Source organism: Bradyrhizobium sp. USDA 4473, assembly GCF_054063335.1.
In genome coordinates, this window is record NZ_JBSSGE010000001.1 from 7,927,019 (window position 1) to 7,953,900 (window position 26,882).

The 26,882-nt window shown below is 65.5% G+C and carries 26 protein-coding genes; 12 read left to right on the plus strand and 14 right to left on the minus strand.

Annotated elements, in window-relative coordinates:
- Positions 1 to 29: 29 nt before the first annotated feature.
- From ACVW17_RS37135 to ACVW17_RS37165, 7 genes are read left to right on the plus strand one after another with little or no spacing between them, the layout of a single operon-like run.
- On the plus strand, positions 30 to 995 hold the full coding sequence (locus ACVW17_RS37135) for an ABC transporter substrate-binding protein (RefSeq protein ID WP_456798837.1): 966 nt from the start codon (positions 30 to 32) through the stop codon (positions 993 to 995).
- Position 996: 1 nt separating this feature from the next.
- Positions 997 to 1,752: an ABC transporter permease gene (locus ACVW17_RS37140; protein WP_456798838.1), complete on the plus strand. Its 756-nt coding sequence runs from the start codon at positions 997 to 999 to the stop codon at positions 1,750 to 1,752.
- Complete coding sequence (locus ACVW17_RS37145) at positions 1,731 to 2,537, plus strand: ABC transporter ATP-binding protein (RefSeq protein ID WP_456798839.1); 807 nt, start codon at positions 1,731 to 1,733, stop codon at positions 2,535 to 2,537. The genes ACVW17_RS37140 and ACVW17_RS37145 overlap by 22 nt, the downstream gene beginning before the upstream one ends.
- Before the next feature lie 7 nt (positions 2,538 to 2,544).
- Complete coding sequence (locus tag ACVW17_RS37150) at positions 2,545 to 3,345, plus strand: ABC transporter permease (protein WP_456749733.1); 801 nt, start codon at positions 2,545 to 2,547, stop codon at positions 3,343 to 3,345.
- Positions 3,346 to 3,358: 13 nt separating this feature from the next.
- Positions 3,359 to 4,024, plus strand: a complete 666-nt coding sequence (locus ACVW17_RS37155; RefSeq protein ID WP_456798840.1) for a polysaccharide deacetylase family protein — start codon at positions 3,359 to 3,361, stop codon at positions 4,022 to 4,024.
- Positions 4,021 to 4,890, plus strand: a complete 870-nt coding sequence (locus ACVW17_RS37160) for a fumarylacetoacetate hydrolase family protein (protein WP_456798841.1) — start codon at positions 4,021 to 4,023, stop codon at positions 4,888 to 4,890. The genes ACVW17_RS37155 and ACVW17_RS37160 overlap by 4 nt, the downstream gene beginning before the upstream one ends.
- Before the next feature lie 33 nt (positions 4,891 to 4,923).
- Complete coding sequence (locus ACVW17_RS37165; protein ID WP_456798842.1) at positions 4,924 to 5,967, plus strand: 5-methyltetrahydropteroyltriglutamate--homocysteine methyltransferase; 1,044 nt, start codon at positions 4,924 to 4,926, stop codon at positions 5,965 to 5,967.
- Positions 5,968 to 6,220: 253 nt separating this feature from the next.
- Here the strand turns inward: ACVW17_RS37165 and ACVW17_RS37170 are convergent, their stop codons facing one another.
- The 4 genes from ACVW17_RS37170 to ACVW17_RS37185 form a co-directional block, all read right to left on the minus strand.
- On the minus strand, positions 6,221 to 7,210 hold the full coding sequence (locus ACVW17_RS37170) for a DUF2778 domain-containing protein (protein ID WP_456798843.1): 990 nt from the start codon (positions 7,208 to 7,210) through the stop codon (positions 6,221 to 6,223).
- A 260-nt stretch (positions 7,211 to 7,470) separates the two neighbouring features.
- Positions 7,471 to 9,852, minus strand: coding sequence for a putative bifunctional diguanylate cyclase/phosphodiesterase (locus ACVW17_RS37175; protein ID WP_456798844.1), 2,382 nt, complete (start codon positions 9,850 to 9,852; stop codon positions 7,471 to 7,473).
- Between the two features lie 147 nt (positions 9,853 to 9,999).
- Positions 10,000 to 10,410, minus strand: coding sequence for a DOPA 4,5-dioxygenase family protein (locus ACVW17_RS37180; RefSeq protein ID WP_456798845.1), 411 nt, complete (start codon positions 10,408 to 10,410; stop codon positions 10,000 to 10,002).
- 23 nt (positions 10,411 to 10,433) lie between these two features.
- Positions 10,434 to 11,054: a class I SAM-dependent methyltransferase gene (locus ACVW17_RS37185; RefSeq protein ID WP_456798846.1), complete on the minus strand. Its 621-nt coding sequence runs from the start codon at positions 11,052 to 11,054 to the stop codon at positions 10,434 to 10,436.
- A gap of 63 nt (positions 11,055 to 11,117) precedes the next feature.
- Here ACVW17_RS37185 and ACVW17_RS37190 point away from each other — a divergent pair, with 63 nt between their 5' ends.
- Together ACVW17_RS37190 and ACVW17_RS37195 are read left to right on the plus strand one after the other, a co-directional pair.
- Positions 11,118 to 11,942: a hypothetical protein gene (locus tag ACVW17_RS37190; protein WP_456798847.1), complete on the plus strand. Its 825-nt coding sequence runs from the start codon at positions 11,118 to 11,120 to the stop codon at positions 11,940 to 11,942.
- Positions 11,943 to 12,214: 272 nt separating this feature from the next.
- Entirely contained in the window at positions 12,215 to 13,435 is a 1,221-nt protein-coding gene (locus ACVW17_RS37195) for a serine hydrolase domain-containing protein (protein WP_456798848.1), read from the plus strand.
- A gap of 193 nt (positions 13,436 to 13,628) precedes the next feature.
- Here the strand turns inward: ACVW17_RS37195 and ACVW17_RS37200 are convergent, their stop codons facing one another.
- Positions 13,629 to 14,276 (minus strand): PilZ domain-containing protein, encoded by a 648-nt coding sequence (locus ACVW17_RS37200; RefSeq protein WP_456749743.1) that lies wholly within the window; start codon positions 14,274 to 14,276, stop codon positions 13,629 to 13,631.
- A gap of 375 nt (positions 14,277 to 14,651) precedes the next feature.
- Here ACVW17_RS37200 and ACVW17_RS37205 point away from each other — a divergent pair, with 375 nt between their 5' ends.
- The gene (locus tag ACVW17_RS37205) at positions 14,652 to 15,464 is read left to right on the plus strand and encodes an enoyl-CoA hydratase (protein WP_456749744.1); all 813 of its coding nucleotides are present in this window, start codon (positions 14,652 to 14,654) and stop codon (positions 15,462 to 15,464) included.
- A 212-nt stretch (positions 15,465 to 15,676) separates the two neighbouring features.
- Here ACVW17_RS37205 and ACVW17_RS37210 read toward each other — a convergent pair whose 3' ends face one another.
- Positions 15,677 to 16,459: an SDR family NAD(P)-dependent oxidoreductase gene (locus tag ACVW17_RS37210; RefSeq protein WP_456798849.1), complete on the minus strand. Its 783-nt coding sequence runs from the start codon at positions 16,457 to 16,459 to the stop codon at positions 15,677 to 15,679.
- A gap of 347 nt (positions 16,460 to 16,806) precedes the next feature.
- Here ACVW17_RS37210 and ACVW17_RS37215 point away from each other — a divergent pair, with 347 nt between their 5' ends.
- Positions 16,807 to 18,270, plus strand: coding sequence for an MmgE/PrpD family protein (locus ACVW17_RS37215; RefSeq protein WP_456798850.1), 1,464 nt, complete (start codon positions 16,807 to 16,809; stop codon positions 18,268 to 18,270).
- Between the two features lie 25 nt (positions 18,271 to 18,295).
- Here the strand turns inward: ACVW17_RS37215 and ACVW17_RS37220 are convergent, their stop codons facing one another.
- From ACVW17_RS37220 to ACVW17_RS37245, 6 genes are read right to left on the minus strand one after another with little or no spacing between them, the layout of a single operon-like run.
- Positions 18,296 to 19,234, minus strand: a complete 939-nt coding sequence (locus ACVW17_RS37220) for a DUF1932 domain-containing protein (RefSeq protein WP_456799025.1) — start codon at positions 19,232 to 19,234, stop codon at positions 18,296 to 18,298.
- Positions 19,235 to 19,239: 5 nt separating this feature from the next.
- A complete protein-coding gene (locus ACVW17_RS37225) occupies positions 19,240 to 20,109 on the minus strand; it encodes an ABC transporter substrate-binding protein (protein WP_456749747.1) in 870 nt (289 codons plus the stop codon).
- Between the two features lie 19 nt (positions 20,110 to 20,128).
- Positions 20,129 to 20,878, minus strand: coding sequence for a TetR/AcrR family transcriptional regulator (locus ACVW17_RS37230; protein ID WP_456749748.1), 750 nt, complete (start codon positions 20,876 to 20,878; stop codon positions 20,129 to 20,131).
- Between the two features lie 60 nt (positions 20,879 to 20,938).
- Positions 20,939 to 21,817, minus strand: coding sequence for an SMP-30/gluconolactonase/LRE family protein (locus tag ACVW17_RS37235; protein ID WP_456756274.1), 879 nt, complete (start codon positions 21,815 to 21,817; stop codon positions 20,939 to 20,941).
- Between the two features lie 35 nt (positions 21,818 to 21,852).
- Positions 21,853 to 22,923: an aldose epimerase family protein gene (locus tag ACVW17_RS37240; RefSeq protein WP_456749749.1), complete on the minus strand. Its 1,071-nt coding sequence runs from the start codon at positions 22,921 to 22,923 to the stop codon at positions 21,853 to 21,855.
- 2 nt (positions 22,924 to 22,925) lie between these two features.
- Positions 22,926 to 23,855, minus strand: a complete 930-nt coding sequence (locus ACVW17_RS37245) for a Gfo/Idh/MocA family protein (RefSeq protein ID WP_456749750.1) — start codon at positions 23,853 to 23,855, stop codon at positions 22,926 to 22,928.
- A gap of 218 nt (positions 23,856 to 24,073) precedes the next feature.
- Here ACVW17_RS37245 and ACVW17_RS37250 point away from each other — a divergent pair, with 218 nt between their 5' ends.
- Complete coding sequence (locus ACVW17_RS37250; protein WP_456749751.1) at positions 24,074 to 24,685, plus strand: TetR/AcrR family transcriptional regulator; 612 nt, start codon at positions 24,074 to 24,076, stop codon at positions 24,683 to 24,685.
- A gap of 4 nt (positions 24,686 to 24,689) precedes the next feature.
- Here the strand turns inward: ACVW17_RS37250 and ACVW17_RS37255 are convergent, their stop codons facing one another.
- Both ACVW17_RS37255 and ACVW17_RS37260 read right to left on the minus strand, forming a co-directional pair.
- Complete coding sequence (locus ACVW17_RS37255) at positions 24,690 to 25,634, minus strand: fatty acid desaturase (protein WP_456749752.1); 945 nt, start codon at positions 25,632 to 25,634, stop codon at positions 24,690 to 24,692.
- A 14-nt stretch (positions 25,635 to 25,648) separates the two neighbouring features.
- Positions 25,649 to 26,680, minus strand: coding sequence for an alpha/beta fold hydrolase (locus ACVW17_RS37260; RefSeq protein WP_456749753.1), 1,032 nt, complete (start codon positions 26,678 to 26,680; stop codon positions 25,649 to 25,651).
- Positions 26,681 to 26,882: the final 202 nt, after the last annotated feature.

Below are 26,882 nucleotides of genomic sequence, written 5' to 3' on the forward strand. Positions count from 1 at the left end.
AACAATCGATATCCGGGAGAAACAGAACCATGAGCATCACGCGCCGCCGCGCGCTGGCAACCCTGATCGCCACCACCCTGCTGGCCGGCCCGGCCGTCGCCGCCGACACGATCCGCGTCGGCCTGCCGACCAAGACCTATTGGCCGACGACGATCGCCGAGACCGCGGTGCGGCAGAAGCTGTTCGAGAAGGAAGGCATCAAGGCGGAGCTGACGGTCTATCGCAGCGGCGCCGAGACCTTCGAGGGCATGGCGGCCGGAGCCGCCGACATCATCCTCGATCCGCCGTCGCTGGTATCGGCCGGCCGCAAGAAGGGCGTGATGTCGCGGATCGTCGCCAATGCCGCGATGGGCAATTTCGGCTGGCAGCTGATGGTGCCGGCCAAGTCCACGCTCGAGGTCAAGGATCTCAACGGCAAGAAGGTCGGGATCACCGCGGCGGGCTCCGGCTCCGACCTGCTCGCGCTCTGGACCATCCAGGACAGGAAGATCGACTTCACCCGCGTTCCGGTCGGCGGCGGCGGGCTGGTGCCGAACCTGCTTGCCGGCAATGTCGATGCCGCCGTGGTCTATTCGCCGCTCAGCTTCCAGGTCGCCAAGTCGGGCGAAGCCAAGACCATCCTCGACTATGCGACCGCGGCACCGCCGAACCTCACCGCGGGCTGGATCGTGCTCGACAAGTTCGCCGAGGCCAAGCCGGAGGTGGTGCAGAAGGCCGTCAACGCGCTCTATGGCGCCGTGCAGTTCATGCGCGCCAACCGCGACGTCACCGTGAAGCTGATCGCCGACCTCTACGAGATGCCGCCCGAGATCGCCGCGATGGAATACGACAACACCATCATGAAGCTCGAGACCGATGGCGACATGGGCGCGGCCAACGTGCCGGCGGCGGTGCAGCTGTCGCTCGATCTCGCCAAGCTCGGCGGATTGAAGGACATCGTTCCGGTCGAGGACGTGATCTCGACCAAATTCAAGCCGGTTCCGACCAAGCCATAAGATGCAGGCCACCCTCACCATCAAGCTCGCGCGGGTCGCGATCGTGATCGCGATCTTCGCGCTGTGGGAAATGCTGTCGCGGACCGGCCTCGTCAATCCCCGCCTGCTGCCGTCGGCATCGGATACGCTCGCCACCCTCGGCGACCTCTTGCAACGGTCGAGCGTCCGGACCGACCTCATGGTGACCGCAACCGAGGTGCTGACCGCCTTCGCGCTCGCGGTGCCGATGGGCACGCTGATCGGCTTCCTGATCGCGGAGAACCGCTATTTTGCCGATGTCGCCAAGCCATTGCTGTTCTTCGCCTTCAGCATCCCGAAATCGATCTTCCTGCCGATGTTCATCCTGGTGTTCGGCGTCGGCTTCGCCCAGAAGGTCGGCTTCGGCTTCTTCTCGACCATCTTCATCGTGATCATGTCGACCACGACGGCTGTCGAGTCGGTCAAGGTCGAGCATCTGACGGTGGCCCGCTCCTACGGCGCCACGCGCGCGCAGACCGCGTTCCGCGTCTATCTGCCGAGCATGCTGCCGGTGCTGCTGGAAGCGCTGCGGATTTCGATGATCTTCAACCTCACCGGCGTGATCCTCGCCGAGATGTACGCCTCGCGGGACGGCATCGGCCACCAGATCGCGACCTGGGGCGAGAACTTCCAGATGAAGCAGCTGCTCGCCGGCGTCGTGATGGTCGCCGCGATCGCCATGACCTTCAATGAACTGATCAGATGGGTGGAAACACGATGCAGCCATTGGCGAACGTGACACCGTTGAAGCCTGCGCCGCGCGCCGGCGCGATCGAGGTGCGGAATGTCGGCCAGGTGTTCCGGACCAAGTCGCAGGACGTCGTTGCGCTGGAGAATGTCTCGCTCGACATCAAGCCGGGACGCTTCGTCGTGCTGGTCGGCCCGAGCGGCTGCGGCAAGTCCACGCTCCTGATGATGATGGCCGGGCTGCGCGCGCAGACCTCGGGCAGCATCACCATCAACGGCGCGCCGATCCCGCAGCCCGACCCGGACCGCGTCGGCGTCGTGTTCCAGGAAGCGAGCCTGTTTCCCTGGCTGACGGCCGAAGACAATGTCGAGTTTCCCCTGGCGCTGCGCGGCGTCGCCAAGGCGGAGCGCCGGGCCAAGGCGCAGGATGCGCTCAAGCTCGTCGGCCTCGAAGGCTTCGGCAAGCGCCACCCGCACGAATTGTCCGGCGGCATGAAGCAGCGCGTCTCGATCGCGCGCGGCCTGGTGCAGGATCCGCCGGTGCTGCTGATGGACGAGCCGTTCGCCGCGCTCGACGAGCAGACCCGCATGACGATGGGCGACGAGCTGCTGCGGATCTGGGCCGCCACTGGCAAGACGGTCGTGTTCGTCACCCACAGCCTGACCGAAGCGGTCTATCTCGCCGACGAGGTGATCGTGATGTCGCCGCGGCCGGGCCGCATCGTCGATCAGCTGCAGGTCAACCTGCCGCGGCCGCGGACCTATGAGATGCTGAGCGGCGATGCCTTCGGCGCGCTACGCGACCGCATCTGGCGGCACATCCGCAAATCGGCGTGAGACGGCGATGAGCGCGAAAACTCTTCGTCATCTGATCGTCGCAGGCCTGCTCGTGCTGTGGGAGCTATTGCCGCGCACCGGCCTGATCCCCGAGCTGTTCCTGCCGTCGCTGTCCTCCACCCTGCTCGCCGGCTGGAACGAGGCGGCCGAATATGGCCACGCGCTGGCGGTGACGCTCTACGAGGTCGCGGTCTCGATGGCGTTCGCCTGCGGCGGCGGCATCCTGCTCGGCGCCGTGGTCGGCAGCCTGCCGCGGCCGCGACTGCTGATCATGCCGATGGTCTCGAGCCTCTATGCGGTGCCGCTCGTGATCCTTTATCCGGTGTTCACCGTGTGGCTCGGCATCGGCTCGGAGTCGAAGATCGCCTTCGCCTCGATCTACGGTTTCCTGCCGACCATGCTGGCGACCGCGGCCGGGATCCAGACCATCGACCCGCAGCTGCTGCTCGCCGCCCGCAGCATGGGCGCAACCCTGAGCCAGCGGCTGGTCCGCGTCATCATTCCCGCCGCGATCCCGACCGTGCTGTCAGGCCTGCGGATCGGCGGCGCGCTGGTCATCGTCGGCGTAGTGGTTTCGGAGATGCTGATCTCCTCCGCGGGCATCGGTTACCTGATCTCGCGCTACCGCACCATCCTCGACAGCCCGCACGTGTTCGCCGGCGTGCTGCTGGTGCTGTTCATGGCGATCGCCTTCAATAGCGCGATCCGCTGGGTCGAGCGCAAGGCCGCGATCTGGCAGACCGGCACGCGCGCCGGCCAGAGCGCCGCCGACGAGGTCGGCTCCGGCGCGATGCAGCCGGCGACGTGAGGGGTTCGCTGAAATGTTCGACCTCACGCTGACATTCGACAATGGCCCCGAGCCCGAGGTGACGCCGCATGTGCTCGATATCCTGGGCGAGCGCGGCATCAAGACCACGTTCTTCGTGATCGGCGAGAAGCTCGTCGATCCCGCGCGCCGCCGCCTCGCCGCCCGCGCACGCGACGACGGCCACTGGATCGGCAATCACACCTTTACGCACAGCACGCCGCTCGGCCTGCAAGCCGGCGCGGACACGGCGCAGCGCGAGATCGGCCGGACCCAAGCCGCGATCGGCGACCTCGCCCATCCCAACCGCTGGTTCCGGCCGTTCGGCGGCGGCGGCAATCTCGACGAGCGGCTGCTGAAACCCTCCGTGGTCGATTATCTCGCGCACCACAAGCACAGCTGCGTGCTCTGGAACGCGATCCCGCACGATTGGGACGATCCCGACGGCTGGACCGAGCGCGCGCTCGAGCAATGCCGCGCGCAGCCGTGGACGCTGCTGGTGCTGCACGATCTGCCGACCGGCGCGATGGCCCATCTCGGCCGCTTCCTCGATCGCACCGCGGCGAACGGCGCCCGCTTCCGTCAGGATTTTCCGCCGCAATGCGTCCCGATCCGCAACGGCGAGATCGCGCTGCCCATCGAAGCCTATGTTTCCTCCATCGAACAGAGTGAGAGACCATGAAGATCGCAAGTTTCAAGGCGGCCGGTGCCGCAAGCTACGGCATCGTGACCGATGCGGGGGTGATCGACGCCGGCAGGCGGCTGAAGCCGTATCCGACGCTGAAGGCGCTGCTGACGACGGGATCGCTGGATGAGCTGAAGAAGCTGCAGGGCGAGCGCGCCGATCACGTGCTGAATGACGTCGAGCTGCTGCCGACCGTGCCCGATCCGGACAAGATCTTCTGCATCGGCGTCAACTATGCGACGCATCTCGCCGAGAGCGGTCATCCGACGCCGCCGCATCCGATGATCTTCACCCGCTTCGCCAACAGCCAGGTCGGTGCCGGCCAGCCGATGATCCGGCCGCTGGAATCCGAGCGCTTCGACTATGAGGGCGAGATGGCCGTGATCATCGGCAAGGCCGGCCGGCGCATCCCGCGCGAGGCGGCGCTCGCCCATGTCGCCGGCTATGCCTGCTACAATGACGGCAGCATCCGCGACTGGCAGCGCCACACCTCGCAATTCGCGCCGGGCAAGAATTTCGTCGGCACCGGCGGCTTCGGACCGTGGATGGTGACATCGGACGAGCTGACCGACATCAGCCAGCAGCACATCGCGACCCGCCTCAACGGCGTCGAGGTGCAGGCCGCGCCGATCTCGGACCTCGTGTTCGACGTCGCCACCCTGATCGCCTATTGCTCGACCTTCACTGAGCTGGTGCCGGGCGACGTCATCGTCACCGGCACCACCGGCGGCGTCGGCGCCTATCGCACGCCGCCGCTGTGGATGAAGGACGGCGACGTCGTCGAGGTCGAGATCTCCGGCATCGGCGTGCTGCGCAATCCGGTGCAGGACGAAACCGCGGCAAGCGCGACGCGCGCAGCCTGATCGGGCCGCGGCAACGACAAGAAGGAGGACATCATGAACCTGCCCACGCATCTGCTGCCGACCACCGTCGTCGGCAGCTACCCGCAGCCGGAATGGCTGGTCGATCGCGCCATGCTGTCGAAATCGGTGCCGCGCACCCGCATGCACGCGATGTGGCGGCTGCCGGCCGAGCATCTCGAGGAAGCGCAGGACGACGCGACCGTCGTCGCGATCCGCGACATGGAGCGCGCCGGCATCGACATCGTCACCGACGGCGAGATCCGCCGCGAGAGCTACTCCAACCGGTTCTCCACGGCGCTCGAGGGTGTCGATGCCGACAATCCCGCTGTCATCACCGCACGCACCGGCAACACGCAGACGCCGGTGCCGCGCGTGGTCGGCCCGGTGAAGCGCAGGGGACCGGTGGAGCTGCACGATATGCAGTTCCTGCGCAAGAACACCGACCGTGCCGCCAAGATCACCCTGCCCGGCCCGTTCACGATGAGCCAGCAGGCCAAGAACGAGTTCTACAAGGACGACGAGGAGCTCGCGATGGCCTTCGCCGAGGCCGTCAATGCCGAGGCGCGCGACCTCGAGAGGGCCGGTGCCGACGTCATCCAGCTCGACGAACCCTGGGTGCGCAACAATCCGGAACTCGCGAAGCGCTATGCGGTGAAGGCGATCAACCGCGCGCTGCAAGGCATCACGATCCCGACCGTGGTGCATCTCTGCTTCGGCTATGCCGCCGTGGTGCCAGGCTCAACCAAGCCGGCCGGCTATTCCTTCCTCGCCGAGCTCGACGACACCATCGCCGACCAGATCTCGATCGAGGCGGCACAGCCGAAACTCGATCTCGGCGTGCTCAGGGATCTATCATCGAAGACGATCATGCTCGGCGTACTCGACCTCGGCAATCCCGAGATCGAACCCGCGACTGTCGTCGCCGACCGGATTCGCAACGGCCTGAAGCATGTGCCGGCGGAGCGGCTGGTGGTCGCGCCGGACTGCGGCATGAAGTACATGCCGCGGCAGGTCGCGTTCGGAAAACTCAAGGCGATGTGTGACGCCGCTGGGATTGTCAGGAAAGAGATCGGCTAAAGCATGAGCCGGAAAAATGCGCGGCAGCATCTCCGCACAAGCGCGCTGTCATCGCCCGGCTCGCCGCCTCCGTTTGAGCTTCGGCGCGTCTGAAAGCAAGAGCCTCGTGTCGAAGCCTTGGCGGAGACGGGACCGGGCGATCCAGTATTCCAGAGGCGCCAGCGCTTGAATCGAGAGGCCGCGGCGTACTGGATCACCCGCTTTCGCGGGTGATGACAATCGAGCGTGTGGTACCGGCGACGCTACTCGCGGCTTATGAGTTCGACGCAGAGCGCGTCGAGGCCGACTTGACGTCCTTGATGCTGATCACGACGGCGATGCGCTTGATCGTGCCGTTGCGGTAGGCCTGCAGGAAGCGGTCGTAGTGCTTGACCGAGATGCAGCCATTGGAGTCGCCGTTCGGCCCGAGCATGTAGCTGTGGACCAGCAGGCCGACACGACCGAACGTGTCGCTGCCGTCGACCGGAGTCATGCGCAGCGCCGGCACGCCGTGGAACAGCTTTTCGCGCGGCTTCATCTCGTAGATGCCGGGCGGCGTCGCACCGGCGTTGCGGGCATTCACATGCGCGGGATCGTCGAGCAGATTGCCGAGGCCCGAATGCGCCTCGAACTTGGTGCCGTCAGGCATGTACACGATGCGGCCGGTGATGTCGTACACCGCCGTGGTGCTGTCATAGCCAAGTGCGCCGAGATCGGGGCTCGGACCGGACAGCAGGCCGTCGTTCGGATCGATCGAGGCAAGCTGGATCTTGCCCGGCATCATGTCGGCGATCTTCTGCAGGAAGGTCCGGTTGTCGCCCTGCGGCGCCTGCGGAGGTGGCGGCGGCTGATCGTTCCGCGCCAGCAGATTGGCTTCGGCCGGCCGCGAGCGCGGCATCGGCACCGCAGAGGCGGATGGGGTCGTCGTCGTAGCCGCAACCGACGCTGTCGCCGGCTGGCTGACCGGCAGCTCGGTCTGGGTGTCGCGCAGCTGGCCGGCCAGCGCGTCCTCGATCTGACCGAACTCGGAATTGAAATCGCCGCGGCTCGAACGGAATCCGCGGCGGAGGGGATAATACAGCGAAGCCGTGTTGATCGTGGAGCGCGAGCCGAAGCGATCGTCGAAGTTCAGCGATGCGGCGGTGTTGGCGAACGCGGGTCCGTGCAGCCATGCGGTCGGGTCGATGCCGACCACCCAGGCGGCAAGGCCAGACGACAGGACGAGCGCCGTCACGGCGAACGCCGTGCTGCCCACCAGAGACATGCCGCGGCTCGACTGACGCGCGGCAGCTTTCGTCGTACGTTGACCCATCATCCCCAAGTACGGTGCTCTGGAGCCTGTTACCCGGCCCACATGGGATTCACCGATCACTCATCATATCAGGGAATTAGAGTAAGGCATAATCGAGACGAAGCCGGCAACGACAGGATTTTTAAACGTTTTTCGGATGGAAAGTGCCGGGAATCAGCCTTCGCCAGGCCAAAGCAGCCGAAAAAGTCCCGATTCGGGACAATTTCGGCGACTCAGGCGATCTTTTCCTCGCGGAGCGTGAGCACCGGCACCGGCTTCCCGATGGCGTAACCCTGGACGTAGTCGACCCCGATCTGGCGCAGCTCGTCCAGGATGGCGAGGCTCTCGACGAACTCCGCGACCACCTGCTTCTGCATGATCTTGGCGGTCTTGGTGATCATCTCGACCATCGCGCGATCGACCTTGCTGTTCAGGATTTCCTTCACGAACGAGCCGTCGATCTTGATGACGTCGACCGGCAGATGCTTGAGATAGGCGATCGAGGACATGCCGGTGCCGAAATCGTCGAGCGAGAAACTGCAGCCGATCTCGCGCAGCCGCGCGATGAAGGTCTGGGCCTCGTCGAGATTGGAGATCGCGCTGGTCTCGGTGATCTCGAAACACACCACCGCCGGCGAGACATCAAGCTCGGCAAACAGGGCGGCGACGAAGTCGACGAAGTCGCTGTCGCCGATGGTGGCGCCGGACAGATTGATCGCATAGCTCGCGATCTTGCGCGGGTCGCGCTTGCGCTCGGCGATGATCTCGAAGGCGCGGCGAACCACCCAGCGATCGATCAGCGGCATCAGGCCATAGCGTTCGGCCGCCGGCAGGAAGCTGCCGGGCGGCACCATGGCGCCGCTCTCGTCGCGCAGCCGCAGCAACAGCTCGCGCCGGTCGTGGCCCTTCAGCGTGCCGTTCAGCGGGCGGATCTCCTGCTCGTAGAGGCAGAAGCGCCCCTCGTCCAATCCCTTGCGGATGCGATTGACCCAGCTCATCTCGGCGACCCGCACCGCCATGCCGGTATCGGACGGACGGTGCTCCTGGACGCGATTGCGGCCCTTGTCCTTGGCGAGGAAGCAGGCGACGTCGGCGAGCCGCAGCGCATCCTGCACCCCGGCGCTGTCGGCAAGCCCGACCAGGCCGATGCTGGCGCTGATCCGGAAGCTCGAGCCCTCATGGACGAAGTTCGACTGCTCGACCACGGCCCTGATCCGCTCCGCGACGTCGGCCGCGACGTCATGCGTGGCCGAGCCGTCGTCGCGCAGCAGGATGCCGAATTCGTCGCCGCCAAGCCGCGCCACCAGCCCGCTGTCGCCAACCTCCGCAGCCAGCAGCCGCGCCACCTGCTTCAGCAGGCGGTCGCCCGCCATGTGGCCGCAGGTGTCGTTGACGATCTTGAACTGATCGAGATCGATCAGCATCAGGTCGGCGCCATCCGACGGCGCACCCGACATCGCCTTGTGCAGCTCGAACTCGAACTGGCGCCGGTTCGCAAGCCCGGTCAGCGCGTCATGCGAGGCGGCCCAGGCCAATTCCTCGACCAGCCGCCGCTCGGCGGTCATGTCGTGAATGATCATGACACGGCCGGCCGGTTCGCCGGCATGCACGATCGGGGTCTCGACCACCGAAACCGGCACGCTGGAATGATCCGGCCGCACCAGGAGCCGCTGCTGCGGCCGGCTCTCGCCGTCGGCCTCGCCGCTCTGGAACGATCCCCGCACCGGCTGCTCGGCGATGTTGAACAGCGATGACAGCTGCCAGCCGGTGACGTCCCGCTCCGACGCCACCAGCCGCTGCGCGGCGGCGTTCATGTAGCCGACGCGATCGTCCTGCGTGGCGACGATGACCGCATCGCCGATCGAGGCCAGCGTGAGCTGGGCGCGCTCCTTCTCGACGGCAAGCGCGGTCTCGGCAAGCCAGCGCCGCCACAGCATCCGCCTGGTGTGGAACAGCACGATGCCGGCCAGGCAGGCCGCGATCACGAGATTGACCAGCAGCAGCAGCGCGGAGACCTGGCGCGACGCCTTGCCCAGATGATCGGAGAAATCGACCGCCAGCGTGCTCAGCGCCGCATCGACCACACCGATCCGCTCGACCCAGTGCCTGATGGTCGCGGCCGACGGATCATGCAGCGCGACATCGTTCGCGGCCTCGTTCCTGATGTCGATCAGCTGATCGAGCAGCGCATCGGAATTGCGCCAGGCCGTGACCGCGCCGGCGACGTGATGCATCGTGCGGAAATATTTGAACAGCCAGATCAGGCCGCCAATGTCGTCATCATGATTGCCCGCCGCGGCGAAGCGGGCGCGGGCCACGGCGTCATTGTTGCCCGGCGATTCCAGCGCGCGCCGCGCCGTGCGATCGGCCAGCGGTACCGCGATCGCGGCATCGAACTTCCGCAGATAGAGCGGCGCGCCGGTCGAGACATAGATCTGAAGATCGCGAATGGCGTCCTTCTGCCCCTTCGACCACAGGCTTTCGCCCGCCACATAGGCCCGCACCGCGGACATCACCTGCAGGCTCCCGGCCGACAGGCCGGCCAGCAGCAGCACGATCGCCAGCAGCGGTCCCACCACCCGCCACAGTGACCAGCTTCGAAACGAAAAGAACATGCCCAATGCGCCCGACTCTGAAATTGCCGGGTCAGCCTAGGAATCGCGACTTAACCTCACGTTGCAAAACGCGATGAGTTTGAAACGACTTGGTTGTAACACAATCGCTTCAAACTTTACGCAATCCAGCGATCCGGTCGATAAGGCTCAGGGACGCAATGTCGGCTGCGTGTTCGGCCCCGGCGCCTGCTCCATCTCGGCCTCTTCGGGCAGCTTGTCGGCATGGACCGCCAGCGGCGCGCCGATCCAGAGCGGATCGTCGCGATGATCGCGGCGCGGATTGGTGGTGTTGGGGTGGACCAGGATGCTCAGGCTGCCATGGTTGAGCATCAGCCACGGCACCAGGGTCGGAAACAGCTCGGCCGCGAACGCCACCTGGTACATCGCCTGGTCGTGCGGACCGACCTTGACGTCGTGCCAGCGCCCGAGCGTGACCAGGAAGCGCTCGCCCAGCCAGTTGCGCAGCCGTTCCGCTTCGCCGCGGCTGGTGGCCGGATCGTAATAGACATGGGCGTGGTAGCTCGCGATCTCGCCGATCGTGCGTGGCGCGTCCGTCATCTCATCTCTCCTTCGGCTGCCGGTCACGTCCGCCGCAGCACACTGAATTGGAACGACTGCGTCGCGCCCCACGGCGTGACGTGCCGGTGCGCCTCATGCGCGACCAGTTCGAATCCCGGACCCACGGTGCGGCCGAGCGCTGTCGGATCATAGCGCTGCACCGGCAGGCCGCTGCATTTTTCCGGACCGTCCAGCGCAAAGGTGCCGATCACGGCGTGGCCGCCGGCCGTGACGCCACGATGCAGTCTCTCCAGATAGGCCGCGCGCTCCGTTTCCTCGACCAGAAAATGAAACGCCGCACGATCGTGCCAGATGCCGAACGCCTGCGGCGGCTGCCAGACCGTCGCATCGCCGGCGATCCAGCGCACCGCGTCGCCTGCCGCGCCGATCCGTTCCCGGGCGCTCGCCAGCGCCGCTTCCGAGAGATCGAGCACCGTCAGATCGTGGAAGCCGCGCACAAGCAGCGCATCGACGAGGCGCGAGGCCCCGCCTCCGACATCGATGATCGACGCGTCGCGGCGGGGCGCGACCGATTCGATCAGGCGCAGCGATGGCTGCGGATCGGCCTGCGACCAGCTCACCTGCTGCTCACCCTTGGTCAGGTAGACGGTCTGCCAATGCGATTGGCGGTCAGAAGCAGCCATTGGCGATCGGTCCCGAAGTCGGTGACAAAACCTGCATTGCACACGATTAACCATGAGCTAGGCATGGCGGTTTCCCACGTCAACCGGCAGCGCGGGCGCGGCCCCGTCACCGCAAATGCCGCATTTGCTTCGTCGCATTTTCCATCTAACCTGACGGACAAGGTTGAGATCGGGGCGCCCGGGATGGCCAATTTCGGCTGGACACGCGTCAACAAGCCTGCACAAGCGGAGGATGCCGCCAGTGACCTGCGCGGCCTGACCGATCCATTGGCGTTTCTCGCCGCGCTCGACAAGGTGGTGCCGCGCTATCTCGATCTCTCCGACAACGGCGTGCTGGTCTATCCGGCCTGCAAGCGCAAGACCGGCGACCTGCTCGGCGACAGCAGGGCGATCTGGGAGCACACCCGGCTCGAAGCGATGCGTTACGTACCGATGGTGCCGCGGCAGGACAACTCGCTACTGGTCGATCCGGCCCGTCAACCCGAGATGATCGACGCCTTCCTGCGCCAGCGCGCGCACGACAAGACCGTCGTCGATTTCACCGGCACCACGATCGAGGACTACGGGATTGCGATCTACGCGGCACTGAACTGGCTGAACCATTGCGGCACCATCGTGGGGGCCGATCCGCAAAAATTTTCCGGCACGCTGCGCAGCTTCCGCAAGGTCATGGTCGTTGCCCGGCAGTGGTGGGCGCTCGACGGCGCGGCGGAACGTTGCCGGCAGATGCTGGAGGCGCGTGAGCGGCCGCCGCTGGTGTTCTTCCTGCTGTGGGCCGAATGCACCAATCTTGCCCGCGAGATCGCGATCGCGGCGGCAGGTAGCGCAGCAACGGAAGACAGCATCGCGCGGATGCGCGCAGCCGACGATCCGGAAGAGCTGACGTAGCGCGCGGAACGGACGCACTGGCCGCAGGCTAAGGTGAGCGCTCCTAAATCCTGTCCGCGTTCGAGACTTAAAAAAGCGGACTCGCGGTCCGACCATAGGAATGTCGCCTTCCCTAAGCAGACATCGATGCATGGTCGTTCGGCACGAAACCGCGTACGTTCGGCGGCAGGAAGGGGGGGGGAGCCATGATAAGTCCTTCAAAGTCCGATACCGGCGCCGGGAAAGCACTCTCACGACGCCCAGTCCTGACTGGACTGGCGGCAACTTGCGTTGTGGCATCGGCGAATTGGAGTTGGGCTGCCGAAATCGGTGGTGATCCGTCCTTTTCCGCTGATGGCCCGGACGCCGAACTTTACGGGGCGACCGAGAACTACCCGGTCAAGGACCGGTGGCGGATCTACCAGCCCGGCAATCCGGCGCCAAAATATCGCGTCGGCGCATTCAGTCATTACGACGAGATATTCCCGACGCGTCAAGTCGATCGCGCGGCCACGGCCTGGCCCTTCAAGCGAACGCCTGCGGATGTCAGCTACCAGTACAAGGGGAATCGCACTTCGCTTGTGGATTATCTGGCGCGCAATCCGGTGACGGGCCTGTTGATCGCCAAGGACGATCGGATTCTGGTCGAGCACTATCAGTACGGCCGCACCGATCGAGACCGCCTGATATCGCAGTCGATGGCAAAATCCATCACCGGCATGCTGATAGGGATCGCGACCGCGGAAGGCGCGATCAAGTCGATCGACGATGCTGCCGAGACCTATGTTCCCGGCTTGAAAGGTACGGAATACGGTGCAACGCCGATCCGCGCGCTGCTGCACATGTCGTCCGGCGTGAAGTTCGGTGAAGAGAACGACGAAGCGAAAGGCAGCGGAGACGACCTCGATCGCCTGTGGGACGACATGGTGCGCAAGCACTGGACCCAAAAAGGCACCGTTGCCAGCATCGCACAATTCAACCAACGGATCGCGCCGCCGGGGACGCGATTCCATTACTCCAGCATCGAGACGGATGTGCTTGGTCTCGTGCTGCGTTACGCAACCGGTCAATCAATGTGCGGCTATCTCCAGGAAAAAGTCTGGCAGCCGATTGGCACTGAAGCTGATGCCAAATGGCTGATTGATGCGGAAGGCTATGAGGTAGCGCACGGGTTCTTCAATGCGGTATTGCGCGACTACGCGCGGCTCGCCCGTCTGCTGGCCCACGACGGAGCGTGGGAGAGCAAACAGATCATACCTACACAGTGGATGATCGATGCGACCACGGTGCGCGCCTCCGAGCCGTATCTGGCAAAGGCCGAAGGAGGGTTCGGGTACGGCTATCAGGTCTACCTGTTTCCCGGCAGCAGACGACAATTCGCGCTCCTGGGGCACCTCGGGCAGCGCATCCTCGTTGATCCGCCCTCCAAGCTGGTCATGGTGCAGACCGCCGTCGATGAAAAGTCTTCCGAAATCTGGCGTCTGTGGTCTGCCGTGGTCGCGCAGTTCGGGTGACTTGCAGTTCGGCGGCGTGCGATGTGGCCGGCAGGCTGCGGGCTAACAAGCGCCCATGACTCTGCCATTGTCTCGTTGATGTCCGGTTGTGGCCCTTTGCGGACATTCACCCAGGCGTCGGTGACGTCTGCATTGGAGGAAAACTCGGCATTGCTATTCCCGCACGGGCACACGAGATTTGTGAGCACTCGCCCTAGGCAACGGAGTCCGCGTCGGACACCAGCAGCTCCTTGGACTTGCGCGCGATCAGGCGCGCCAGTTCGTTCTGCTTGTAGGTCTCGACGAACTTGATGGCGAAGCCGTTCGGCAGATGCCGGACCACGCGTCCGACGCAGGCGCCGATCGCAAGCGGCATCCCGACCGGCGGCTGTACCTCGGAGGATACCGCCGCGCCCGACAGCGACATGTCGATGATGAAGCAGCTCTGCATGGTGCCATCCGCCAAGGTCAGCATGGCGTGCGGGGCGGCCGGAACGAAACGCGGATTGTTGCGCGCCTCGCGGACGCTCGGATCCTTCTGCTTCTTCTCGATCCAGGTCAGCTTGTCGGCGAACTTCTCCCGCATCGCATGCGTCATCTCGAGCTCGAGCAGGAAGCTGCCGCTCATCGTGTCGGTGATGCAGCCCTCGAACTTGCCGAACTCCTCGAAGTAAGAGGTCAGCCGGTCGCCGATCTTGCCGACCACGGGCACGTCCACGATCATGCGGAACGGCGAGACGCGCGTGGTGCGGCAGGCGAAGGTGCGCAATTTGCCCTGCGCATCGTACCAGTTCGGCAGCGTGTAGCTGCCGTTGACCGTGATCCTGACACCGCGTTGCTTGAGAAACTTTTCGACGGACACGACTGGACCTCGCCCGAGGCGATCTGAGTGCACGGAGGTCGGGGTTGACCGGCGTCCCTGCCGGTCCGGAGGTGGGACATCCGCTACCGACGCGATGGCAGCGGGAAGGCTGTGGCACGCGCGCCCGCGCGCCGCGGGTGATCCCTGCGCGCAGGTGCGTATATTCGTACCGTCGAAAAGCTAGGAAAACGTTAAGCCGGCACGCAACGCGGGTGGCGCACTCTATGGCGCAACCCTTTCTCGACAGTTTATTTTGCGAGCCGTACAACTACCGGAAGAATTGCCGCACGCCGGTGCAATCGCGCCGTGCCCTAAACCGCCTGCTCCGGCGCGGGACCGGGTGCTAGCCTTGACTGAAATCGGACCGGATCCTCCATGCCAAACACCTCAGACCGATCGCTCGCCGACGGCAAGATCCTGCAAAGCGTGGTCGACGGCGTCGGCGTCATCACCTTCAACAATCCGGACAAGCGCAATGCGATGTCGCTGGAGATGTGGGAGGGGCTCGGCGAGGCGCTGATCGCCTTGCGCGACGATCCGGCCGTCCGCGTCGTGATCCTGGTCGGCGCCGGCGACAAGGCGTTCGTATCGGGCGCCGATATCAGCCAGTTCGAGAAGACCAGGCACAATGCCGCGGCTTCCGAGGACTATTCACGGCGCAGCGCCGCCCAGCGCGCCTTGCTCGCCGACTATCCGAAGCCGACGATCGCCTGCATCCGCGGCTTCTGCCTCGGCGGCGGCATGCAGGTCGCGATGCTGACCGATATCCGCATCTCCGGCTCAAGCGGCCAGTTCGGCATTCCCGCCGCCAAGCTCGGCATCGCCTACGGCTATGACGGGCTGCGCCATCTGGTGTCGCTGGTCGGTCCGTCTTGGGCGCGGCTGATCATGTATACCGGCATGCGGATCGACTCCGCGGAAGCGCTGCGGATCGGCCTCGTCGACCGCGTGCTGCCCGATGCCGAGCTGTGGGATGCGACCATGGAGATCGCGCGCACCATTTCCGGCAACGCCCCGCTGGCGATCAAGGCCGCCAAGATCACCATCGCGCAGGTGCTGAAGGATCCCGCCGACCGCGACATGGCCGCGATCAGGCAGATCGGCATCGACTGCATGGACAGCGCCGACTTCCGCGAAGGCCGCAACGCCTTCATGGAAAAGCGCAAGCCGAAGTTCGAGGGCCGGTAACGGTGCCCTCATCCGCTCGTCATTCCGGGGCTCGCGAAGCGAGAGCCCGGAATCCATTCCACCACAATTGATGCAGCGCGATGGATTCCGGGCTCGTGCTTCGCACGCCCCGGAATGACGAAGGGAGACGATGCTCAACCTGATCGAACGCCGGCAACCAGCTACCGGCGGCTCCTTTGCATGGGGTTGTTCTTCGATATTTTGGCAGCGCCCTACTTCTTCTCGGTGACCGGCACCGTGTAGTTGAGGATCAACCGGCCGCCGTCCGGATAGATGGTTTGTCCGGTGATGTACGAGGCATCGTCGCTGGCGAGGAAGGCCACGACGGAGGCGACCTCGCTCGGCTCGCCGCAGCGGCCGGCAGGCGTCCGCGACAGCACGCTGCGCCGCGCGTCCTCCGACGAGAAGATCGCGGTTGCCACCATCTCGGTCAGGATCGTGCCGGGCCCGACCGCCACGACGCGGATGCCGTGCGGCGCCAGCGCCACCGCGGCGACCGACGTGAGCTGCTTCATCGCGCCCTTGGACATCGCATAGGTCGCGAGCGAGGGGATCGCGAGCAGCGCGTTGACCGAGGACATGTTGACCACGACGCCGCCACCGCCCTGCGCGATCATCTGGCGCGCCGCGGCCTGGACGCCGAAGAACGCGCCCTTGAGGTTGATGCCCATCACATCGTCGAACTCGGCCTCGCTGATGTCGAGGAAGTCGCGGTTGCGCGCGACGCCGGCATTGTTGACCATGACGTCGAGCCGGCCGAACTCCTTCACGGCGTGAGCGACGATGCGATCGACGTCGGCGCGCTTGCTGACATCGGCTTCGACGGCCCGCAGCCGGTCCTCATGTCCGAGTTCCTGGGCGGCGTGGACCAGCCCGGCAGCATCGACATCGGAGATGACGACCCTGGCACCATCGGACAGGAAACGCGCCGCGCAGGCCTTGCCGATGCCGCGCGACGCACCGGTGATGGCGACGACCTTGCCGGAATTTTTCATGGGCGTGTCTCCAGGAGTTTCGGTTTGCGCGTTCGGTCAGAGCCGCGCGACGCGAGATGCGGTCCGAGCAATAGCCTATTCCGCAGCGTCAGGGAACGCGACGGATTCACCATGACAAGCGCGGCGACCAGGGCCGTCATATCACGATTGCATTCGGCAACAATTGCCTGCTTGCGCCACGCCAAACCGGCTGTCAAAAACGACTCCGCCGTCTTCGTCAAGCGGCTGCGCGAGCGAAACAGGCAGCCGTCTTGCACACCTGCTCCCGACCGACATCGCCTGCTACGGTCGGTCCAGGATCGGCTCAAACAGCCGCTTCGATACCCATCTTACTCCGGGAGACCACCATGTCGATCACCGACCGCCGATCGTTGCTGCAGGCTGCGGCCACCATCCCCTTCGTCGCATCGGCGGCAACCGCGGCAGTCGCGCAGACGCCGGCCGCGCCGACCAAGTCCGAGCCCAAGCCCGCGCAGGACGTGACGCGCAAGCTCGCGCATTATCTGGTCGCGGCAAAGTACGACGACTTGCCGGCCAACGTCCGCAAGGAAGGCGTCCGCACGCTGCTGAACTGGGTCGGCGTCGCGATCGGCGGCTCGCATCATCAGACCGTCGACATCGCGGTCTCCGCACTGGCGCCGTTCTCGGGCCCGGCGCAGGCCTCGCTGTTCGGGCGGCGCGAGCGTTTCGACATCATGAACGCTGCCTTCCTCAACGGCGTGTCGAGCCACATCTTCGACTACGACGACACTCATTTGAAGACCATCATCCATCCGGCCGGGCCGGTGGCGTCGGCCATCCTCGCGCTGTCGGAGATGCAGCATGTGTCGGGCAAGGACTTCGTCAACGCGCTGGTGCTCGGGGTCGAGACCGAATGCCGGATCGGCAACGCCGTCTATCCCAACCATTACGACGTCGGCTGGCACATCACCGGCACCGCGGGCGTGTTCGGCTCGGCGGCTGCGGTCGGCAAGCTGCTGAACCTCAACGAGCAGCAGATGGTGTGGGCGCTCGGCCTTGCCGCGTCGCAGCCGGTGGGCCTGCGCGAATCCTTCGGCTCGATGAACAAGAGCTTCAATCCGGGCCGTGCCGCATCGAACGGCATCTTCGCCGCGATGCTGGCCGCGAAGAACTTCACCTCCTCAGACAGCATGATCGAGGCCAAGCGCGGCTGGGCCAACACCATCAGCACCAAGCAGGACTACAACGAGATTCTCGGCGATCTCGGCAAGCGCTATGAAGCCGCGCTCAACACCTACAAGCCGTTTGCTTGCGGCATCGTGATGCATCCGGCGATCGACGCCGCGATCCAGCTGCGCAACGAGAACAAACTGACGGCCGACCAGATCGAGCGCATCGATCTCAAGGTACATCCGCTGGTGCTCGAATTGACCGGCAAGAAGACGCCGCGCGAAGGTCTCGAAGGCAAGTTCAGCATCTATCACGCGGTTGCCGTCGCGCTGGTCGAGGGCGCCGGCGGCGAGAAGCAGTTCAGCGACCGCGCGGTGACCGATCCGACCGTCGTCGCGCTGCGGTCGAAGGTGATGCCGGTGATCACGCCGGGCATCGATCCGGCGCAGGTCGACATGACCATCGTGCTCAAGGACGGGCGCACCCTGCACCGCTATATCGAGCATGCCATCGGCAGCGTCGAGGTTCCGATGACCGACAAGCAGCTCGAGACCAAATTCGCCGACCTCGCCGATGGCATCATTCCGGCGGCAGCGGCCCGACGCGTCATGGACGCGTGCTGGAATGTCGAGAACCTGCCCGACGCGGCCGAGATCGCCAGGCTGTCGGTCTCGACCTGAAGTCCCGCGCGATGCCGTCCGGGGATCACGCCGTTGCCTTGCGTGATCCCGGATTGACGCGCGCGAGAATCCGGTCAGCTTCGGTGCGCCAGTCGGCACTGCGGGCGAAGTCCGGCATTCCCTTGGCGCCGAACACGCCGTCGTCGGCGAGGTCGGCGACCCAGGCTTGCCGCTCGGCCGTGCCCGACGCCGACCACGGCGTGAGCTGGGCCTCGCGCACGGTCTCCGCCACCTCGCGGACCTCCTCGGCGCGGCGGCGGCCGTGCTCGATCACCCGCTGGAAGAAATAGGCGCCCTGCTTCTCCCAGTCGATGCCCGGAAAGGTCTCCTTGAGCGAGGCGAGCACCGCATCCTCGACGCCATAGGCACGCGCGGTGGTGAAGCACTCGATCACCATCGCCTCCAGCCCCTTGATCATGATGCTGCGACACATCTTCACGGCCGAGGACACGCCGAGCTCGTCACTGGCGACCTTCGCCGCGAAGCCGAGCGCGATCAGCAGCGGCGCGAGCTCCCGCGCACCCTGGCCGCCGAGCAGCAGCGGCACCTTGATCCGGTACGGCGGCAGCGAGGTCATCACCGCGCCCTCGACATAGCGGCCACCGGCGCCATCGATCTGGGCCGCCGCGCGCTGCTTGGCACCGGGCGAGGCCGAGTTGAAATCGACAAACCAGGCGCCCTTCCGAATCGCCGGCGCGCAGGCCTCCGCCACCGGCACCGCCTGGCTCGCCGTCACCGCCGAGATGATGAAATCGGCCCGCGCCGCGAGATCGGCATGGGATTGCGCAAGCGCGACGCCGATCTCCGCCGCATCAGCGCGCAGCGGCGCGCCTTGCCCGCGGTCGAGCTTGATGTCGTAGGCAGAGACCTTGACGCCTTGCCGGCGCAGGTCTTCGGCCAGGATGCGGCCGACCTCGCCATAGCCGAGCATGCCGATCTGCCATTGCCTCGGATCGCCGGAGATTGTCATCAGTTCAAGTCCCGTGTTGTGTCGTCGAACAGCTCGTCGACCGCGACGCGCCGGGGGATCAGTGCCTGCTGGGCGCAATAGTCGATCATCAATGCGAGCGGCTTGCGGTTCGCCTCGACGCCGAACGGCACCATGTCCGGGGCACCGGGCAGACCGGCCTCGGCCTTGGCGCGCTTGAAGAGATCGTAGAGGCTGCGCACCACATCGGGCCGCGAGGTCGCAAGCCGCCCGGTCACCACGACCAGATGATTGACCGGCACGACGCCATGCCGTGCATACCACCGCGCCGCCGCTGCGGCCGGATCGGCGAACAATGGCTTGAGCGCCGGGTCGCTCGAGGTCTCGCCCAGCACGGCGTCGAGTTCGCCGTCCTTCAACATCTGGAGGATGGCTTTGCCCTGCGGCGCGCGTTCGGTGCTGTCGACATATTCGGCGACGTGCGGGTCCTCGAACGTGACCCAGTTGATGCGGTCGAGATTGACGCCATGGTCGTTGGCGAGGATGCCGCGCATCCATGCGCCGGTCGTGGTCGTGAACGAGCGGATGCCGACCCGCTTGCCTTCGAGATCGGCAGGCGTGAGCGCGCCGCGGTCGGCGCGGCAAAGTGCATGGCCGTGCTGGAAGCGGCCGACCATCGCCGCCGGCAGCAGCACCAGCGGCTTGCCGTGGGCGCGCGCCATCAGATAGGTCACGATCGCCATCTCGCAGACGTCGAACGCCTGCTCGCGCACCATCGGCTTGAATGCGGCATTGGTCGGCGTGAACTCGATGAAATCGAGGTCGAACAGCTCCGAGCGCAGCTCACCATTCTTCACCGCCTGGATGTGCGGGTGATTGCCGAGCACGGTACGCAGCCGAAGTTTCTCCATGAAGACGAACTCCGCAGGGTCAGGTCAGCGCTCGTCCTGGATTCGCGCTGGCGGCCTTGCGCGGCGCGGGCGCGGCTTGATCGAGCGGCGCGGCCTGCAGTGCGGCGACGGTGGCGCGCACCAGCTGCTCGATGGCATGGCCGGCATCGGTGCCGTCGGCGCTGCCGCGCGACAGCCGCGAGACGCGCTCCGGCGTCACCAGCGTGTAATAGAGCGCGCCGAGCAGGAAGTGGCCACGCCAGACCAGGTCGGTGCGCGGAATATGCGGCAGACTGTCATGGATCGCGTCGATGAATTCATGGCTGGTGTCGTCGAAGGTCTGCGCGATGATCTTGCGCACCACCTCGTTGCCTTCGGCCGACATGATGGCGCGCAGCCGCGTGAACCGCGTGCCGCCGCCGGCGAGATCGCTGCCCGAGGTGAAGGCCGGCAGCACATAGGCGCGTACGATCGCCTCGAGCCGGTCCTGCACATCGCGCACCCGCCGCGCCGCCGCCAGCAGCTCGGAGCGCCGCCGGTTCATCGGGCCGCAATGCCGCCGATAGATTTCCAGCAGCAGGCCGTCCTTGGTCTTGAAGTGATAGGTGACGCTGCCGGGATTGGCGCCGGCCGCCTGCGCGATGTCGCGCACCGAGACGGCGTTGAAGCCGTAGGTCGAGAACAGCTCCTCCGCCGCGGCGAGGATCGCCTCGCGCATGTTCGGCTTGCGGGTGCTGGCGGCGGCCTTCACGTCGGCCTTCTTATCGGGTTTGGCAGGCTTGCGGACCATATTTGTACTATCGTCCAAATCATCAGGTCACGTCAACAAGGTGGCCCGCACCCGCTTCCGTCAGGACAGTTTGACGTCAGGCTCGGCACGCCCGCGCGCCGCGGCCTCGAGCAAGAAGGTTTGGCCGTGTCCCGGATCGGACGCGCGCTGCGCCTCGTCCATATCCTGCCAGGCCGAGGTCACCAGCAGGCGTGAAAAATCGCGGCCGACAAAGCAAGGGCAGCTCGACTGCTTCGCCGGCACTTTCAGCGAACGCAAATGGCGGCCGCTCGGATCGTAGATATCGACGCAGCCGCCGCCCCAGCGTGCGTTCCAGATCAGCCCGTCGGCATCGACGACCGCGCCGTCGAGCCCGCCGACACCGCGATGCCTGATCAATTCGGTTGGCTCGCCCGTCGGCAGCCCGGTTGACGGATCGAGCGGCACGCGGTGCAGCACGTTGGTCGCGGTGTCGGCGAAATAGCCGATATCGCCCGCGGGCGAGAAGCAGATCGCATTCGGGATCGTGATCCCGGGATAAAGCCGCGTGATGCGGCCGCGATGCAGCGCGTAGATCGCGCCGGCACCCGGCTCGGCCTGACGCCCCATGGTGCCGAGCCAGAACGTGCCGGACGGATGCACGCGGGCATCGTTGGAGCGCGTCAGCGGATTGTCGGCCTCCAGCGCGGCGAACAGTTCGAGGCGGCCATCGGCGACCTGCCGGACATAAAGCCCATCTTCGGTCAGCATCAGCTGTCGTTCGCCGTCGATCCGCGCCAATGCGCTCGCCATGTTCGGCAGCGCGTGAATGACGGTGACGCCGTCGGCAAAACGATGCTCGAACAGGCGCCGCTCGCGGATGTCAAACCACCACGCCGTGTCGGTTGACGCATCATAGGTCGGGCCTTCACCGAGATGACAGCGCTCGGCCGACAGCACGGATGTAGGCACGTCTTCGATCAACGGTTCGGCGGCACGATCGGTCATGGCGTCACTCACACGGTTGCAAAGCGATAGACGATGCTGCGCCGATAGATTTGCCCGGAATCGAGCCGCGCCGACGGAAAGTCGGGCCGGTTCGGCGTGTCCGGCCAGGCATGCGGTTCGAGACACAGCGCATCGGATTGCCGGTACAGCCGGTCACCCTTGCCGGCGGTCGAGCCGTCGAGGAAGTTGCCGGAATAGAACTGCAATCCCGGCTGATCGGTGAACAGCTCCATCACACGGCCGCTGCGCGGCGCCTCGAGGCGCGCGGCCAGCCGCAGGCCGGTGCCTGACGCCAGGCAGAAATTGTGGTCATAGCCGCGCCCGAGCCGCAGCTGCTCGTCATTCATCCTGATCCGGGCGCCGATTGCCGTGGCCTTACGGAAATCGAACGGCGTGCCGTCGACCGAGCGCGGCGGCTCCGGTAGCGGGATCGCGGTGGCATCGACCGCGAGGAAATGGTCTGAGGGGATGGTCAGCCGATGATCGAGGATCTGCGCGCCCGAGCGCGCGCCCTCGAGATTGAAGAAGCTGTGATTGGTGAGGTTGACGCAAGTCGGCCGGTCGGTCGTCGCCTCGTAGGTGACCGAAAGCTCCATCGGAGCGCGCACGCGATAGGTCACCCGCGTCGACAGGTTGCCCGGATAGCCCTCCTCGCCATCCGGGCTCTCGCGCTCCAGCACCAATGTCGGGCCCGGTTCATCGGAGAGCTCGACGATCCGCCAGAGCTTGCGATCAAAGCCCTGCGCCCCGCCATGCAGCGCGTTGGGGCCGTTGTTGGCCTCGAGGTTCACCGCCTCCCCATCGAGCACGAAGCGGCCGCCGGCGATCCGGTTGGCATAGCGCCCGATGGTCGCGCCGAAGAATTTGCGCTGCGCGAGATAGCCGTCGAATTCGTCGTGGCCGAGCACGATGTCGTCGCAACGCCCGTCGCGATCGGGCATAAGCAGCGCTTGCAGCGTGGCGCCGAAGGTGAGGATGGCGGCCTCGAAGCCGTGTTCGCCGCGCAGCGTCACGCGCTCGACCAACGTGCCGTCGTGCAGTTTGCCGAAGGGCGCGCGCGCAATGTTGGCTGATGTCATGTTCAGTCCTCGAACGCCTCGACGAAGCGCCGTCGCCCCAGCATGAAGCTATCGGCGACCAGCTGCAAGGGCGCGAGATCGACGTCGGATTTTCCGTCCGACGTCAGCGCGACGAAACGGCGGTACAGCGCGGGATATTCCTCACCCGTGGCATCGACCACCAGCCGGTCGCCGTCGCGCAGCTGCCGTCCGCCTTTCGACAACGTCACCGGCCCGGCCTCGGTCTCGCACACGATATCCCAGCTCGGCACGCCGGTCTGGCGGAAATCGAACTGGGCGTGGATCGGCAAACCGTTCTGATCGGAGAGTTCAAGTTCCGCTGCAATCGGCGCCTCCCGATTGGCGGGAAAATCCAGCACCGCGCTCCTGACAAAGACCTGATGCGGCACGATCTCGGTCAGGATCGACAGCGCGTTGATGCCGGGATCGAACACGCCGAAGCCGCCCGCTTCGAAGATCCAGGCCTGGCCGGGGTGCCAGACGCGGACATCTTCCTTCCAGACCACGCTCACCTTGCTGATCGCGCGGCCGGCGAGCAATTGCCGCGCCGGCCCGACCGCGGGCGCGTAGCGCGAATGCCATGTCGCAAACAACGTCCTGTTCGCTTCATGCGCAGCCGCGATCAATGGCGCGAGTTCGCCGACCGTCGCGCCCGGCGGCTTCTCCAGCAGCACATGCTTGCCCGCGGCAAGCGCGGTAGTGGCCTGCGCATGACGCACCTGTGGCGGCGTGCACAGCGCGACCGCATCGATCTCGGGCCCGTCGCGCAACAACTCCTGCAGATCGCGGAAATGCGGCAGGCCCGGCGGGGTCTTGACCGGATCGACCACCGCGACCAATGCGGCACCTGATGTCTTCGCGATCGCAGGCAGGTGCTGACGGCCGGCGATCTCGCCGAAACCCACGATGGCAATGCGAAGCAGGTCACTCATGGCCGTCCTCGCATTGCTGCCCACCTGTTCGGCCGACACTGCCAGGCAAGAATCACAAGCCAGCGCCGAATATCAACTGCATGATCTGACTTTGGTTGCAAGCGCGCAAGCCCGGCGCTTCGCTCAAGCACCGGCAATGCTCTCAAACCGGCTGCGATGTCGTGCTATGCTCGACACACCAAACTTTGATTCAAAGACGCAGGACGCAAATCCCGGCCATGGCGAGCGGCAAGGCAGAGACGGAGGACACGGCAACCGGGCGGCGCGGCCGGCCGCGCTCCGCCGCCACCACGGCCGCGATCCTGCAAAGCGCCTATACGCTGATGGCGACCACCGGCCTTGCCGCCACTACCATCGACGCGATCGCCAAACACTCCAACGTCTCGAAGATGACGATCTACAAATGGTGGCCGTCGCGCGAAGCCTTGCTGATCGATGCCTTCCTCGACCAGGCCTCGCGCGCCGTGCCGCTGCCTGCAACGGGTAACCCGGTGGCCCGGATCCGCCGCCATGTCGCAAGCTATGTCGAGGCATTGCAGGGCGAGTTCGGACGGGTGCAGCTTGCGGTGATCTCGGAATGCATTTCCAAGACCGGCACCGCAGAATTGTTTTACGGGCGCTATCTCGCCCTGCGCCGCAGCAAGATGCTCGAGATCATTAGCGCCGGCCAGAACGACGGCAGCATCGGCGCACCTGGCGTGCCCGGCGACATCTTTGACGCGATCTATGGCAGCCTCTTCTATCGCTATGTCTTCGGCATCAAGCCGCTCTCGTCGGCTTATGCCCGCAACCTCGTCAACCTGGTGCTGCGTCCGCGCACGGACGCTTGAACACTCAGGCGGAGCGCTGACGACGGAACCAGGCCCAGGTCTCGCGCGTCACGGCGCGGTAATTTCTCCCGCGATGGACGATGTGGCCATCGACGATGGCATTCAGCTTTGGCAGCGCATGAAACGGCACCGTCGGATAGGCGTGATGCTCGACATGGTACGGCATGTTCCAGGCGAACCATTTCATGATCCGGCCGGTCATCGTGGTGCGCGTGTTCTCGAACGCGCTGCGCGTCCGCTCGCAGCCGGTATGCTCGGCATAGAGATAGGGGCGCAGGATGAGCTGCCCGGCCAGCAGCGGCACGAGCCACACCCAAAGCAGGATCGCGCTGTGCAGCGCGAGCGATGCCGCGAGCAGCAGCAGATAGCCGGCGAGATAGAGTCTTGCTTCCCTCACGATCGCGGCGCGCTTGTGCTGCGGAATCCACGGTACGATCACCTCTCCGGTGAGCGCGTGCCGAAACATCAGGCGGATGCGGACCAGCACCTGCAGCAGTCCCGAATAGGCGATCGCGAGCTGGGTGTCGGACGCAGGCTTCGGACCGACGATCAGCTCCGGGTCCTTCTCCGGATCCTGGGTGTAGCGGTGATGGTCCCAGTGGAACAGGCAGTAATACTGGTAGGGCAATCCGATCATGAAGGCCGAAAGATTGCCGACGACAAGGTTGAGCGCCGGACTGCGGAACGCGGTCTTGTGCGCGGTCTCATGCACCACCATGAACAGGAACGCGACGAAGTAACCCTGGATGGCAATCAGCGGCAGCGCCCATCCGAGTCCATAGCGCGATGCGACCAGCCAGATCAGCGTGCCGACGCTCAGGATCATCCCGTAATGGCTTGCTGCGCGCACCGCGCCGGCCAGGTTCGACTTGGTCGACAGGTCGCGCAACGTCAGCGGGCTGAGCGGCTTCAGGCGGGGTCCGGCATCACTGGTCTCTGCGGTGCTCATGGTGATCTCACATCTCAGCGTTGCAGCAGCGCCGAGATCTCGGCGTTGATGAAGGCGCGGTCTTCGGCGTTGTTGATCGGATTGCCGGCGCGGTGGCCGTGGATCGAGGGGATCGCGTGCAGCGCCGCGGAGCGCGCATTGACCAGTCGGCCGAGCTCAGCCTCGTTGTCGCGCGGGTCGAAATAGCGGTCAGTCCGCCCCGGCATCAGCAGCACATGCGCCTTGATCGCGGCGAGCGCGCGGTCGAAGTCGCCGCCGAATTCATCGCAGCGGCTGATGTCGCCGGCCTGCCAGATCGCGACCTGCGCCAGCAGATCATTGGCATCGCGCCGCGCGAACGCGCCATCCCATGATCCTGCGAGGTAGTCTTCCAATGAGTTGAAGCCGGCCGCACGCCAGAGTTCCTCGCGATAGAATTCATGCGACATCGCCCACCCCGCATAGACGCGTCCCATCGCGCGAAGGCCCGCGGTCGGCTTGCCGACGAAGCGGCCGTCCCGGTAGGCGGGATCGGCGGTCAAAGCGGCCTTCACGGCTTCGAGGAACACATAGTTGTACGGCGAGCACCTTGCGCTGCCGCAGACCACGGCTGCACGTTCCACCATGTCGGGATAGCGCGCGGCCCAGTGATAGGCCTGCATGCCGCCCATCGACCAGCCGTAGACCAGCGCGAGCTTGCTCACGCCAAATCGCTCGATCAGCAGCCGCCGCTGGATCGCAATGGCATCGTGATAGGTGAAAGCCGGAAACGGCGCGCCGCCGAGCACTTCGGCCGAATTCGAGGGCGAGGATGACAGGCCGTTGCCGAACAGGTTCGCGATGACGATGAAGTAGCGCGCGGGATCGAGCGCCCCACCCGGCTGCACCAGCCATTCGATGTCATGATGCTGCGCGGAGAACGATGTCGGATACAGGATGACGTTGTCTTTGGCCGCGTTCAGCGTCCCATAGGTCTTGTAGGCGAGCGCAAGTTGCGGAAACACGCCGCCGCCCTGCAAGGTCACTGAACCTGCCTCGAACACCTCATAGTCGCGTGGCGTGGTCATGCAGATTCGACCTCGGTCAGCTCGGCGCGACGCTGCGCCCTCAATAACTGTACTACAAGTACATTAATTGACTGCCGCTGGCAAGGCGTCATCCTGAGGTGCGAGCTATGCGATCCGACCGCTTCGCATAGCGAAGCCTCGAAGGATGGGCCGCGAACGCCTATGGCGCGCATCCAAATGCGGCAAAGGTGGAATGACACCG

Coding starts and splice junctions, on each gene's coding strand:
- ACVW17_RS37135 (WP_456798837.1), top strand. CDS start 30: ATGAGCATCACGCGCCGCCGCGCGCTGGCAACCCTGATCGCCACCACC.
- ACVW17_RS37140 (WP_456798838.1), top strand. CDS start 997: ATGCAGGCCACCCTCACCATCAAGCTCGCGCGGGTCGCGATCGTGATC.
- ACVW17_RS37145 (WP_456798839.1), top strand. CDS start 1,731: ATGCAGCCATTGGCGAACGTGACACCGTTGAAGCCTGCGCCGCGCGCC.
- ACVW17_RS37150 (WP_456749733.1), top strand. CDS start 2,545: ATGAGCGCGAAAACTCTTCGTCATCTGATCGTCGCAGGCCTGCTCGTG.
- ACVW17_RS37155 (WP_456798840.1), top strand. CDS start 3,359: ATGTTCGACCTCACGCTGACATTCGACAATGGCCCCGAGCCCGAGGTG.
- ACVW17_RS37160 (WP_456798841.1), top strand. CDS start 4,021: ATGAAGATCGCAAGTTTCAAGGCGGCCGGTGCCGCAAGCTACGGCATC.
- ACVW17_RS37165 (WP_456798842.1), top strand. CDS start 4,924: ATGAACCTGCCCACGCATCTGCTGCCGACCACCGTCGTCGGCAGCTAC.
- ACVW17_RS37170 (WP_456798843.1), bottom strand. CDS start 7,210: ATGTCTCTGGTGGGCAGCACGGCGTTCGCCGTGACGGCGCTCGTCCTG.
- ACVW17_RS37175 (WP_456798844.1), bottom strand. CDS start 9,852: ATGTTCTTTTCGTTTCGAAGCTGGTCACTGTGGCGGGTGGTGGGACCG.
- ACVW17_RS37180 (WP_456798845.1), bottom strand. CDS start 10,410: ATGACGGACGCGCCACGCACGATCGGCGAGATCGCGAGCTACCACGCC.
- ACVW17_RS37185 (WP_456798846.1), bottom strand. CDS start 11,054: ATGGCTGCTTCTGACCGCCAATCGCATTGGCAGACCGTCTACCTGACC.
- ACVW17_RS37190 (WP_456798847.1), top strand. CDS start 11,118: ATGGCGGTTTCCCACGTCAACCGGCAGCGCGGGCGCGGCCCCGTCACC.
- ACVW17_RS37205 (WP_456749744.1), top strand. CDS start 14,652: ATGCCAAACACCTCAGACCGATCGCTCGCCGACGGCAAGATCCTGCAA.
- ACVW17_RS37210 (WP_456798849.1), bottom strand. CDS start 16,459: ATGAAAAATTCCGGCAAGGTCGTCGCCATCACCGGTGCGTCGCGCGGC.
- ACVW17_RS37215 (WP_456798850.1), top strand. CDS start 16,807: ATGTCGATCACCGACCGCCGATCGTTGCTGCAGGCTGCGGCCACCATC.
- ACVW17_RS37225 (WP_456749747.1), bottom strand. CDS start 20,109: ATGGAGAAACTTCGGCTGCGTACCGTGCTCGGCAATCACCCGCACATC.
- ACVW17_RS37230 (WP_456749748.1), bottom strand. CDS start 20,878: ATGGTCCGCAAGCCTGCCAAACCCGATAAGAAGGCCGACGTGAAGGCC.
- ACVW17_RS37240 (WP_456749749.1), bottom strand. CDS start 22,923: ATGACATCAGCCAACATTGCGCGCGCGCCCTTCGGCAAACTGCACGAC.
- ACVW17_RS37245 (WP_456749750.1), bottom strand. CDS start 23,855: ATGAGTGACCTGCTTCGCATTGCCATCGTGGGTTTCGGCGAGATCGCC.
- ACVW17_RS37250 (WP_456749751.1), top strand. CDS start 24,074: ATGGCGAGCGGCAAGGCAGAGACGGAGGACACGGCAACCGGGCGGCGC.
- ACVW17_RS37255 (WP_456749752.1), bottom strand. CDS start 25,634: ATGAGCACCGCAGAGACCAGTGATGCCGGACCCCGCCTGAAGCCGCTC.
- ACVW17_RS37260 (WP_456749753.1), bottom strand. CDS start 26,680: ATGACCACGCCACGCGACTATGAGGTGTTCGAGGCAGGTTCAGTGACC.